Here is a 12520-nt window from a genome sequence, read left to right as displayed (position 1 = left end):
ATCATTAAGTCAATTCGCAAAGCGAGAAAGTATCAACTTATCGACGTTGTATTCTTGGCAAAATAAGTATTTAAAAGCAGGTGCGGGTTTGGCAGGTAGTAATCGTTCTGATGATTGGTCACCAGAGCAAAAGTTTTCAGTTGTTTTAGAAACGGCAGCATTGAGCGAAATTAAATTAAGTCATTTACTGAAAATAGGATCTTTGGTGGTTCGGATGCTGAATTTAAAAGGAAGTATTGTGAAGATAATCCAGATTATTTTGTAATTATAAAAATGCAATACATAAAAATTATGGTGGAGCTTGGGAATATAATGAGATAATAGGTTTTATTAAACTACATATTTTAGGTTCACAAATTAGAGGCGAATATTGGCAAGATGATAAAAAATGGTTTGTTAAATCGAGAACTAAGCTGTTCAAATATGTAACTCATAAATTAGCTCCTGAGAATTCGTTTTACAAAGAGGTAACAAACGCAGAAATCTACCAAACTATTTGCTCATACGTCGATGATTGTCGTAATGAGTTAAAAGGTCGTCATATTGACGATTCTAACCTCAAAAACATAGGTAAATACGTAGATTGGAAGTCATTAATCAAAGGTTTATAACAATTTGATTAATTAGACTAAAAACCGCAGTCTATTTTCGCTACGCTCAAGTTTAGCCCACAATTTTTCGCCAATTTTTAAGGCACTATACCTATTGAAAGGATTTGCGATAGATGAGCAAAATTGAAGAAAGTCTTACCATATTCTTCGATATCGAAAAACAGGTACGTGAGCATATAAATACTCATAGATATCAGAAGGTTTTGATTTCAGAGTTAGATAACTGGAATCAAATATGTAGTTCATTAGATACCCTTGGTGACACTGGCTTGGCATTGCAAAGCTACTTTAAATCGGAATATCCTGATGAAACTGGATTATCGTATATCTATACATACGGGCTACTACAAGCGTTATTTATACAGCAAGATGCAATGAATCATTTATCAGAAGCATTTGATGTACCATATAAACTGTCAGAAGAATTAAAAGGTATTAGAGCAGTTAGAAATGCCTCAATAGGTCACCCAACAAAGAATCACGTAAAGAAAACAACGTACTTTAATCACATATCTCGTATTTCTATGAGCAAAGGTGGTTTCACCCTTGCTCGTTTCTACGATGAGGGTAAAAGTGAATTCATCGACGTAGATTTTTCGGAAATTGCAGAAACACAGCTGATGGGCATCAATACAGCATATCTATCAATTAATGAAAGGCTTCAAGAAATTGACGAAAAGCATAAGGCTAAATTTATGGAAAAACCGCTGGTAGACATCCTTGACTCAACAATGAGATATATGTTTGAGAAAGTAGGACAAGCTATTTACTCGCCTTCGAGCTCAAATGTATCCTTTGGTTTTAAAATGCTTGAGTCGATTGAAAAAACATATAATGAGTTTCAAGGTGCACTGCAAGAAAGAAACGAGCTTACTGATTATACTAAGTACGACCTTGATGAATATTTTCATGGCATTGAGCGAGTAAAAGATTATTTGACCAACTCAAATACTAAGGATCTTTCTGAGCATGACGCCAGAATTTACTTGTACTACCTGCAAGAAAATCACAAAAGCTTCGAAAGTATTGCACGAGAAATAGATGAAAGTTACGAGGAAGAATAGGTATCAAGTTGCTCAAACGGACAAAAACAGCTGGCTTTTACTTGTTTTTTGCCAGCTATTTTATTGCGTTTTTAGCAAAAGGTTACCCATAGCAATTTTAATGCGATATTCAAAAATTAGAGTTGAGAATCTAACACGCTTTTGCCCCATTCCGAGTTTGGGTGGGTGATACGGTTATTTCAGGCATCAAAATTTTGACCACATTTTAACAATACTGCACAGTAGCTACTAAATCACAGGTGAGTCTTGCCTGAGTGTCATAGAAAAGGGGCATCGAATATCACGTATCGAATGATGTTCACTTTAGCTATGAGTTATCTAACTAAACATTACTCATCAATAGCATTTTATGTAAGAAAGGTCGTAATCTTTGCAACTCTGGATAAAATGGATACCTTGTAAAAATCTATTTATTATCTCTCAGGGCAGAGAGCTCAAGCCAAAGTCTCATTCGCATAGTAATAAAAGGGGAAAGTATGACGTCAGGATTACCTAAAATGACCAGAACCATCAGTAAGCTGGCCAATGAACTTGGTATCAATATTGAGACGGTGCGTTTTTATGAACGACGAGGAATGATCGAGCAACCGCTAAAGCCAGATCTGGGCTATCGTCATTACCCAAATGAAACGGTGAACCGTATTCGCTTTATCAAACGAGCCCAGGAGTTGGGATTTACGCTGGAGGAAATTGCTAATCTATTGAGCCTAGAGGATCGCCCATGCAGTCAAGTCCAAGAGCTTGCCGAGCATAAACTCGGCGCCGTCAGAGACAAAATGGCGGATTTACGACGCTTGGAAACAGCACTCAATACACTATTGCTGCAGTGCCATAGCAATCAAGATGACAGCCATTGCCCCATCATCGATTCCCTGCAACCCTAAACGACTCTACCCACAGAAAAATTCCGCTTGACTCCGTATATAGGTACGGCACTTACACTTATTCCATAGATTGAAATCCGAGGAGTAAGCCGTGTCCCCAAAAAATCCTAATCTGCCCATTATTGGTGGCATTGTTGCCGCCGTTGGCGCTGGCCTGTGTTGCGCTGGACCTTTCATATTGTTGTTGCTGGGAGTCAGTGGCTCATGGATTGGTAACTTGACCCTATTAGAGCCCTATCGTCCTATTTTCATTGTGTTGGTATTGGCTCTGTTTGCTGTCGCCGGTCGAAAAGTGTATCGCCCAGTGGAAGCCTGTGAGCCAGGAACCGCATGCGCCGTGCCGCAAGTGCGCAAGCGTCGACAGGTCATTTTTTGGTTAACGGCACTGGCAGCGCTAGTGCTAGTGACTAGCAATTACTGGATTGTCTGGTTTGCTTAAGTGCAGCACCAAGGATTTGGCGTTAACCAATTGAAGATTAATGACAGAACACAGCGATTCATAGCACTTACACTTTTAACTAACACTTGGAGAATACAATGAAAAAAGTCACGTTATTAACCCTTATGGCACTCACCAGTTTGACTGCTGCTGCCAAACCACAAACTGTGACCTTAGACGTGCCCACCATGAACTGCGTCACCTGTCCTTTTACGGTGAAAAAATCGCTGCAAAATGTTGCAGGCGTCAGTGAGGCCGATGTCACCTTTGAGACCAAGGTGGCAATTGTGACCTTTGATGATGAGAAAACCACGGTCAAAGCGTTAATCGATGCGACCACCAACGCAGGTTACCCGTCAACTATCAAACAATAGGAAGAAGGCTATGACCAATTTATTCAATATGCTGACACGCATCGGTGATAAAGCGGGCTCCTTGGGTGCTGTTATCTCTGCTATGGGCTGCGCCATGTGTTTCCCGGCGATTGCCAGTTTGGGCTCTGCCCTTGGATTGGGGTTTCTTAGTCAATGGGAAGGCCAATTTGTTAATACTTTATTACCTCTATTTGCTTGGGTTGCCTTAGTGCTAAACGGACTGGGCTGGTTCAGCCATAGGCAGTGGCATCGTAGTGCTCTGGGTATGTTCGGCCCTGCGCTACTTTTGATATCACTTTACCCCTTGTTTCGATACGGCTGGAGTAGCTATGTGACGTATTCTGCACTCGCAATGATGGTGGCAGTTTCTGTATGGGACATTTTTTCACCCGTAAATAAGCGCTGCGACGATGACAGTTGTGCCGTTTAAGCCAATGATTGTTTACCTTAATTGAAGGAAAAAAATGAATTTATTACCTATACGCTTATCCATACAGGGTATGACCTGCCCAAGCTGCGTTAAACATATTAAAGAAGCACTCGATACCGTTGAAGGCGTCATTAAAACAGAGGTGTATTACGAAAACGCTTTAGCATATATCACTACTCGAGATGATGTAAATGTAGCTGAACTTATCCTTGCGATTAATGCTTTAGGCTACATTGCAACAGAACTTAAAGGCATGACAATCCGTGGTGACACAAACCAGAAAGAAGACTATAGCTTAAAGCAACAGGTCGCCATCATTGGCAGCGGCTCAGGGGCATTTGCCTGCGCCATTAAAGCAGCCGAAGGCGGTGCCAAGGTTACACTCATTGAAGCCAGTGATGTGATTGGCGGCTGTTGTGTCAATGTTGGCTGTGTGCCGTCAAAAATTTTAATTCGAGCAGCACAATTGGCTCAACAACAACGAAGTAACCCGTTTGCTGGACTAGAAAATCATACTCCAGCACTAAGTCGTGCGCTGTTATCTGAGCAGCAAACTGCCCGAGTGGAAGAGTTGCGGACAGCTAAATACCAAAATATTCTAGACAACAATCCTGCGCTGAGTTTAATCAAAGGTTTTGCTCGATTTAACGATGCCAATACCTTAATCATTAGTAATCTTGATGGTTCAGAGCAAATACTACATGCCGATAAAATATTAATTGCTACTGGTTCAACACCGACGATCCCGCAGATTGATGGCCTTGCTGGCACACCTTACTGGACATCCACAGAAGCATTATTTGCCAAAGCGCTACCACACCATCTGATCGTGATTGGCTCTTCTGTGATCGCGTTGGAGATTGCACAAGCTTATCGCCGCTTAGGTAGCGAGGTGACGGTATTGGCGCGTCATTCATTATTGTATGCAGAAGATCCCTTGCTAGGTGAGAAGCTGACCGAATGTTTTCAAAAAGAAGGCATTAACGTGTTGAATCACACTCAGGCGACAAGCGTTTCATATCATGGTGAACAATTTACGCTAGAAACCAATGCAGGTACTGTGATTGGTGATCAACTGTTAATCAGTACCGGACGTAATGCTAATACTAGTCAACTTAATCTTGCCGCAATCGGTATTAAAACTAACGAAGGAGGTGAGGTTATTGTTAATGAGTGGATGGAGACCAATATTTCTGGCATTTATGCCGCAGGAGATTGCTCCAATATGCCACAATTTGTCTATGTTGCCGCAGCGGCAGGCAGTCGTGCCGGTGTAAATATGACCGGTGGAAATGCCACACTGGATCTAACCACTATGCCCGCAGTGATCTTTACCGACCCGCAAGTAGCCACTGTGGGGTTAACAGAGTTTCAGGCCAAGGCGCAAGGTATCGACACCGACAGCCGAGTTTTGGGTATGGAAAATGTGCCACGAGCCCTAGCGAATTTCGAGACCGACGGCTTCATTAAATTAGTGGTAGAAAAGAAAACCGGAAGAATTATCGGTGCGCAAATTTTGGCACATGAAGGCGGTGAAATTATTCAGAGTGCAGCCTTGGCCATTCGCAATCGCATGACTGTCACAGAGTTAGCCGATCAACTTTTCCCTTACCTAACCATGGTGGAAGGGCTAAAACTTTGCGCCCAGACTTTTAATAAGGATGTTAAAGAGCTTTCATGTTGTGCTGGGTAAATCATCACTGATTGATGTGGTGTTCTATATGATGTGAATTTGAAATCAAACAAGAACAGTCGAAGATCGGTGGTACTAAATGCTACCGAGACTTAGCTTTTTTTTGTTAAGAAATGAGTGTAGACGTGTAATTATTTGTATCCCAATCCTACTAACTATGACCAGTCACCCCCAAAGGAGGTCATCATGGTCATACTAAACCGTGGACAAAGAAGTGGTGTCAAAAAGCCTTTCAGGCTTGAATAAATTTGGCGTATTCGTACCAGACTCGAGATTGAGGATAACTTGATGCAGTTAGCACTATTTAATTTGGCTATTGATAGCAAACTTAGGGCAAGCGACTTACTATCTTTGAAAGTATGCGATGTTTCTTCCCAAGACAGGATGTTTAATCGAGTTAAGCATATCCAGAAGAAGACTGGTATTGAAGTTCAATTTGAAATTACAGCCAGAACACAACAAAGTTTGATGAAATGGCTCTTACTTGCTTCGTTAAGCGCAAGCGATTTTATTTTTTCTAGCCCTAGATTGAAACAACAGTCAATTAGCTACTCGTACTATAGATGCATAGTTAGGAAATGGGCATCCAATCTGGGATTAGATCCAAATCTATATGGAACCCACACTATGAGGCGAACCAAAGCGACTCTGGTCTATGCAAAAACAAAGAATATACGAGCAGTTCAGCTTTTGCTAGGTCATACAAAGGTAGATAATACGATAAGATATCTTGGTGTTGAACTGGAAGATGCTCTCATAATTTCTGAAAATACAGATTGCTAATATGAAGTAGCCCTAGAGCCTAGGGCTACTTCATCAACGACAAGTTAGCGGGTTTCTTTCAGGTTAAACTTTGTCCAAATTTTAGATACCCAAAACGTCCATTATTATGAGCCAAAGGAATTAGTTAGAGATAAAAGGTGTCAACAATTACTTGACCAGAACATTTTTCTGCAGATTTTCTGATGAATCAAATTCCCAATTCAATTTCAAACCTAACTCATTTCTGTCCAAAAACGGTGTTAAGTGATGAATTATCCTTAAAACAAAAGTCTTTGCCACCAAGTATATAGAAAGCATTCTGATACATAGATTGTCCTAAAAAATTTTTTTTGATAAAGACATTTGATTATGTAACGATATCAAGTTGCTTTTACTGAACTCACCGTAAAAGTAACTTGTTGCGGCTTGCCCTGCAACGACCTTGTAAATATAGGTTGAGAAACTACAGGTGAGTAGTGATGATCAACTTTTTCGCATTCATCTATGTGTTGAATTAATGCTTTGATCGCATTTTTATATTGCTCAGGTACTCTCATCACTATCGTTTTTTCATATCGAGTCTTACGGCCAGCACCTTTACGTACACCACCATGCGCCCCTTTATTTTCTTCACTTTTATCTGCCATACTTAGAATCTCTTGATTACGTTACGATATCAAGATAGCTTGATTTCGTTACATAATCAAATAAAACGTTACAAGTTCGTTGCTCCACAAGTAAAAGAGCAATGCATTATTAGATTGTAAAAAATAGACTTGCACCTTGATATTTTACTGCTAATATTACTGTAATTATATACAGTGGTTTTGTTTTATGCGTGTTATACCTATACCAGCCCGTGCGGGCATCACTGGCTTTGAAAGCCCTGCGGCTGAATACTCTCAGTTAGGTATTAGCCTGGATGATTTACTGATTGAGCATCCAAGCTCAACCTTTATAGGCATTGCTCAAGGTGAGTCGATGCAAGACGTCGGCATCTTTGATGGTGATATGATCATTGTTGATCGTCATGAGACGGCTCGAAACGGCGATGTCATCGTTGCCAATTTTAATGGCGAGTTTGTTTGTAAGATTCTAGACACCAAGCGGCGTGTTCTCCTTTCTTCTAATCAGCAATACCTGCCTGTCATAATTCATGAATACGATGATTTTAGTATTGAAGGCGTAGTCACTCGTTCTATTCGTTGCCACCGTCAAAGCCCTCTGTTGTGCGGTAATTAGATGTTTGCTCTAGTTGACGCTAATAGCTTCTATTGCAGTGCAGAACAAGTCTTTCGCCCTGATTGGCGTGGTAAGCCTGTTATTGTGCTAAGTAACAACGATGGGATGATTGTTGCTGCTAATCGTCAAGCTAAAGAAGCTGGCATTGGGAAGTTTCTACCTTACTTTCAAGTTAAAGCTTTATGCGCTCAACGTGGTGTTATTGTCTGCTCCTCAAACTATGAACTCTATGCTGACTTATCTAGCAAAATGATGGACATCATTGGCCGCTTTGCCCCTGAGCAACATGTCTACTCTATTGATGAAAGCTTCCTCTCTTTTAAAAACTGCTATCCCGCTATCAAATGCCTCCTTACTCAAGGCCAGTTAATCCGCCGTGCAGTGTGGAAAGAAGCGCGATTAGCAGTCTGTGTGGGTATTGGTGAAACGCTTACTCTTGCTAAAATCGCCAACCATGCAGCTAAGAAGATTGAGGGCTACAAAGGGGTTTGTTTCATTAGTAATGAGCAAGAGCGTATTGCTATTTTAAAGCAGCTTGCTGTAGGGGATGTTTGGGGCATAGGACGCCGAATAAGTAAGAAACTTGAACTAATGAATATCCGTACAGCGTTTCAACTCGCGTCCATGCCGCCGACTTTGGCAAGAAAGCAATTTAGTATTGAAATAGAACGTACCGTTCGTGAGCTTAACGGCCAAGCCTGTAAAGTATGGGATGAGGTGAGGGCAGATAAAAAGCAGATATTTTCGACTAGAAGCGTAGGTGAGCGGATCACTGATTTTGAGTCGTTACAGCAAGCATTGAGTAAGCATGTTGCTATCGCATCGAGTAAAGCACGTAAGCAAGGCTCAAACTGTAAGACTATGCTGATTTTTGCCAGCAACTCACCTCATGATGAACGGCCAGTAAGCTACAAAGCTATTGTGCATTTCCCATGTCCAACCAACTGCACTATTGAGCTAACCAAAGCGATGAGTGAAGCCGCACCAAAGCTTTTTCGTGAAGGCATACATTATTACAAAATCGGTATAGGGCTTATTGATCTAGCCAACGAAAAACACAACCAATTCGATTTGTTTAACCCTCCTAAAGCTAATCCAGCTTTGATGCATACGCTAGATGACATTAACCAACGTTATGGAAGTGATACGATGTTTCTAGCAGCGCAAGGCATAGAGCATAAGTGGTCAATGCGCCGTGACCTGCTAACTCCGCAATACACAACCAAATGGCTCAGTGTACCCAGCATTAAGTGTTAACTAGGTTTTCGCATTGATTAATGTTTTCACTGTTAGTATCACTCATATGCTTGGTCTGACTAGATAAATCAGGCATTATCTAGTCACTGTTCCTTAGCTTAAAGTTTTCAATGAACCTCCTCAAAATTGGTCTACCACTCTTTCTACTGGCTCTCAGCTCTACAGCCATTGCAGCAGGAAATACATCTAATGACTCATTCAACAAAGCAAAGAAGATGCTCGAGCGGGAGGTCTATCAAGATCACCGCGTAACCATCTACTGTGGTGCTAAATTTGACGCTAAAAAGAACATCGAAGCACCTACAGGTTTTGTTACTTCTAAATACATTAAACGGGCAAAACGGGTTGAGTGGGAACATGTAGTTCCGGCGGAGAACTTTGGCAGAGCCTTCAGTGAGTGGCGTGATGGTCACAAGAGTTGTGTCGATAACAAAGGTAAGTCGTTTAAGGGACGTAAGTGTGCTGAGAAGATGAATACAGAGTATCGATATATGCAAGCCGATATGCACAATCTTTTCCCTGCCATCGGTGCAGTAAACGCACTACGCAGCAACTACAACTTTACTATGCTGCCCTCAGCGGTGTCTGACTTTGGTAGTTGTGATATGCGTATAGATGATCGGAAGGCACAACCACCGACAGCTGCTCGTGGCGTTATCGCTCGAACATACATGTATATGGAGCAGACTTACCCTAGATACAAAATGAGTAAACAACAGCGCCAAATAATGCAGGTTTGGGACAAACAAGACCCTGTTTCGAAGTGGGAGTGTAAGCGGTCAAAGCGTATTGGAAATCTTCAGAGTAATGTAAATACAGTGGTCGATAGCCGTTGTAAATCACTTGGTTTGTAGGCATTTAGATGGGCGGCTAGCTCATTTATAATAAGAACGGTTTAGTGCAATGCGCTAAATCGTTTTTGCCCCATTATAAGTTAACGTAAATACTCTATAGGTCGGCTTTAAGCGAAAAACGGACATAAAATCTAACTTATTTCTTGTGCCCATCTAGTAATCGTTGTGAGACAAAATACACATTACCTTTAGCTCTTGTACAAGCTACGTATAGCTTATTTAACGTCGATGGTGCTAAAGTAGCCAATTGTCCTTTTGTATAGGTTGTGAATGTGGTCGGGTTTAGAACTATGCAGATGTCAGCGAAATCATCCAAGCCTTTTGTATTTCCCCAATTGTCAGTCCTTCCAACGTACTTGTAGCTTTCTTTAAAAAACAATTTAACGATGGAATCATCGGAGAATAACCTCTTAATATGTTCAGTATCTTCAATTAGGGCAATACTGACTTCATCTTGTCGATGGGAGCTTATTGTGACGCCAATTTTCTCGGTAACAAATCTGCAAACTGTAGGGCTACATCTATAGCTGTGGGAGAGTGTATCTAAGTCGATTGTGTATCCTGAATCTTTGAGCTTGGTAAGATATGCTTCATAGTTGTTATGTAGGTTTTTTTGAATATTACCATCTCGGCTAGTATCAAAAGTATGTTGGAAAAAGTCACCAACGAATAATACCTCCACATCCATTTTCGACAACTGACAAAGCAAATTGAAGTCATTAGCTGCGAAATCTTGAACTTCATCTACGCAGAAGAAATCAAAATACTTTTCAATACGCTCAGAGATGTCAGACACACCATCACAATCCATCATCATCTTCGCAATACGGTTATGGTAAAGTCGGGCTCCTTGACTGACGTAATGTTCGTGAGTGTTGCGTTTCGCAAATTTAGGCGGTTCACTATAGCTAACTCCCTTTATCTTAATGTCGTTACCAACGATTGGTCGCACGCAGAACGACATTAGGAATGAAAAATAGGTATAAACACGTACACCTTTAGGTATTACTCCAAATTTGTTTAAAATACGTTTCTTTAGATTAGTAGTATTATTTACAGTGTAAGTAACAATCAGCGCACGACTATTTATGTCTAATTTATCAATTATATGTTGTGTTTTGCCTGATCCTGCAACTGCTAGTACTACTCGCTTATCCATTCAATGGCCTCTATAATGTATTGAGGTACAGTGATTTCATTCGCCTTCTCGTCAAGTAACCTAAATGCTGCGGTAGTTTTGTTATTCAACATATACTGTAGCGGTGTTAATCGGATTCCTCCGCCTGAAAATAAGTCGTCGCATATATCTTTATTATCCTGATACATGCATATTTCAAAAGTTGTTCTTGTGTTATCTGGGTCAGCGCACACAGTTATACAATCTGCCTGATAATCACGATAATTATTTATACAGTTTTTCAGATAGTCACTGTCATTATCCCGGATCACCGCCGTCCTAATATTCAACAACTTAGAAACTTCCATATATCGTTTAAAGCTAGTACCACCAACTGAGATTATATGAACTCCATCCTCGCTTGGTGGATGACCTTTAGTTCGCTCGTATAAGCACTCCATCAGAATATATTCCGCATCACCCTCAACAAGAATTACTTTTTCAGAAAGGACATGCTCTAAGATGTTATGGTTAGGGGCTTTCGCAAAAAACTTAGCGGTATCCCTCGTGAGGTCTGTCAAGCTAGCAGGTCTGGTTGCCGCACTATTCAGTAAGATCGACTTTCTTAAATCTAACCTAGAGCTAATTAGGCTACTATGGGTTGCAATTATCACCTGATTATCATGAGCCTTCTCTACCTGACTAATTAGCTTATACATGCTGGTGTGGCTAAGGTGGTTCTCAGGCTCTTCTAGTAACAAGACATCGATTCTCTTGCCTTCATCACGCTCTCTCAATGCAAACGCTGTTTTTATAAAGCACTGCTTTCCTTTACCACGATTTTCAATAGGAATGCCTTCCTCTGTTAGAGTTAGATCAGTTTCCAAATTGAACTTTGAGCCAGAGCGGATAGCAAAATCGTACCCTTCTAAATCATCATTAATTACATTTAGTTGAGTATCCCTGAAGGCATTTTTTTGCTGTCTATATTCATTCATTAGACTGTAACGGACAGGTTGCTCTACGGTCGCTTCATACATGGCTTTTACATACTGACTGTTTGCGTACTCGTTGTTAATTTGAGTGCTATCAATAGACAAAAAACGCAAAAACTTCCGATAACTGGAGTATGCATCCCCATTGAACGTAATAAACTTGGCAACGTAAAATTCGAATGGAAAGTTATCACCTTCAGTATCCAAAACTTGCCATATCTCCGCGCTTAACTCTTCGTTTGGCTCACAGATCAATTGAAGCCCGTCAGCATAATTTCCATCACTGTTGTTTCTACCGTTGAGGTCTGGGTTATCTGCTTCGTTTAGAAATAATTCAATATGAAGACTCGGAAGACGGTCTATATTCTTCTCACCAGCTAGAAATTCTGAAACAACACTGGCATTAAGCAAAGCTTCGATACCCAAGCTCTCTACCTTGCTTCTACTGCCACTCAATACAAGTTCAATAGCGGTCAATATAGTGCTCTTTCCTGCTTCATTATCCCCAATCAAAATATTTCTTTTGGGGTCAAATTGAACCTCATACTCCCTGAATTTCTTAAAGTTTTTTATTTTTGTTTTTAAAATATACGTCATTGTAATACTCACCTTCCATGGAGGTTTTTAACTAGAATACTATACAGTACTCAAAGTTATAAGAGTGCTATTGCAATTATGAAAGAGACTGAAGCTATTAAGGAAACTCGAATGACTTATTGCACGGAGCTACCTGTCGGCTCTGAAACGTTTTTGTCCAATTTCCGAGTTAAATAAACACATATCAGCTCCATCATAACC

13 protein-coding genes and 1 pseudogene are annotated in these 12520 nt (G+C 40.6%); 11 read left to right on the top strand and 3 right to left on the bottom strand.

The features are described from left to right. The 8 genes and pseudogenes from H5123_RS19945 to H5123_RS19910 all read left to right on the top strand — a co-directional run. Positions 1-265, top strand: a pseudogene (locus H5123_RS19945) (hypothetical protein); the annotation flags it as partial. Between the two features lie 459 nt (positions 266-724). After that, positions 725-1675 carry a hypothetical protein gene (locus H5123_RS19940; protein ID WP_182699046.1) on the top strand — a complete coding sequence of 317 codons (951 nt, stop codon included), beginning with the start codon at positions 725-727 and terminating at the stop codon, positions 1673-1675. 497 nt (positions 1676-2172) lie between these two features. Continuing rightward, entirely contained in the window at positions 2173-2559 is a 387-nt protein-coding gene (gene merR, locus H5123_RS19935; protein WP_182699047.1) for an Hg(II)-responsive transcriptional regulator, read from the top strand. A 91-nt stretch (positions 2560-2650) separates the two neighbouring features. Then, the gene (locus H5123_RS19930) at positions 2651-2998 is read left to right on the top strand and encodes a mercuric transporter MerT family protein (protein WP_182699045.1); all 348 of its coding nucleotides are present in this window, start codon (positions 2651-2653) and stop codon (positions 2996-2998) included. Between the two features lie 98 nt (positions 2999-3096). Next, positions 3097-3372: a mercury resistance system periplasmic binding protein MerP gene (gene merP / locus H5123_RS19925; RefSeq protein WP_041413222.1), complete on the top strand. Its 276-nt coding sequence runs from the start codon at positions 3097-3099 to the stop codon at positions 3370-3372. A gap of 10 nt (positions 3373-3382) precedes the next feature. Beyond that, a complete protein-coding gene (gene merC, locus H5123_RS19920; RefSeq protein WP_160054386.1) occupies positions 3383-3802 on the top strand; it encodes an organomercurial transporter MerC in 420 nt (139 codons plus the stop codon). Between the two features lie 34 nt (positions 3803-3836). Next, complete coding sequence (merA, locus tag H5123_RS19915) at positions 3837-5495, top strand: mercury(II) reductase (protein WP_182699044.1); 1659 nt, start codon at positions 3837-3839, stop codon at positions 5493-5495. Between the two features lie 246 nt (positions 5496-5741). Beyond that, the gene (locus H5123_RS19910; RefSeq protein ID WP_310736156.1) at positions 5742-6278 is read left to right on the top strand and encodes a tyrosine-type recombinase/integrase; all 537 of its coding nucleotides are present in this window, start codon (positions 5742-5744) and stop codon (positions 6276-6278) included. Positions 6279-6637: 359 nt separating this feature from the next. On the opposite strand, the gene H5123_RS19905 is transcribed toward H5123_RS19910, so the two are convergent. Continuing rightward, complete coding sequence (locus tag H5123_RS19905; RefSeq protein ID WP_182699043.1) at positions 6638-6904, bottom strand: hypothetical protein; 267 nt, start codon at positions 6902-6904, stop codon at positions 6638-6640. A gap of 187 nt (positions 6905-7091) precedes the next feature. On the opposite strand from H5123_RS19905, the gene H5123_RS19900 reads away from it, so the two are divergent. From H5123_RS19900 to H5123_RS19890, 3 genes are all read left to right on the top strand, one after another. After that, a complete protein-coding gene (locus H5123_RS19900; protein ID WP_182699042.1) occupies positions 7092-7499 on the top strand; it encodes a LexA family transcriptional regulator in 408 nt (135 codons plus the stop codon). After that, the gene (locus tag H5123_RS19895; RefSeq protein ID WP_182699041.1) at positions 7500-8756 is read left to right on the top strand and encodes a Y-family DNA polymerase; all 1257 of its coding nucleotides are present in this window, start codon (positions 7500-7502) and stop codon (positions 8754-8756) included. It abuts the gene before it with no gap. 110 nt (positions 8757-8866) lie between these two features. Next, complete coding sequence (locus H5123_RS19890) at positions 8867-9610, top strand: endonuclease (RefSeq protein ID WP_182699040.1); 744 nt, start codon at positions 8867-8869, stop codon at positions 9608-9610. 136 nt (positions 9611-9746) lie between these two features. Here the strand turns inward: H5123_RS19890 and H5123_RS19885 are convergent, their stop codons facing one another. Both H5123_RS19885 and H5123_RS19880 read right to left on the bottom strand, forming a co-directional pair. After that, complete coding sequence (locus tag H5123_RS19885) at positions 9747-10769, bottom strand: AAA family ATPase (protein ID WP_182699039.1); 1023 nt, start codon at positions 10767-10769, stop codon at positions 9747-9749. Next, a complete protein-coding gene (locus H5123_RS19880) occupies positions 10754-12319 on the bottom strand; it encodes an ATP-dependent endonuclease (protein ID WP_182699038.1) in 1566 nt (521 codons plus the stop codon). The genes H5123_RS19885 and H5123_RS19880 overlap by 16 nt, the downstream gene beginning before the upstream one ends. Positions 12320-12520: the final 201 nt, after the last annotated feature.

The sequence above is a fragment of the Shewanella sp. SR43-4 genome (assembly GCF_014163845.1).
In the GTDB taxonomy this organism is placed as follows: Bacteria; Pseudomonadota; Gammaproteobacteria; order Enterobacterales; family Shewanellaceae; genus Shewanella; species Shewanella vesiculosa.
The sequence above is the reverse complement of the archived record's forward strand: the minus strand, read 5'-3'. Positions and strand labels throughout refer to the sequence as shown.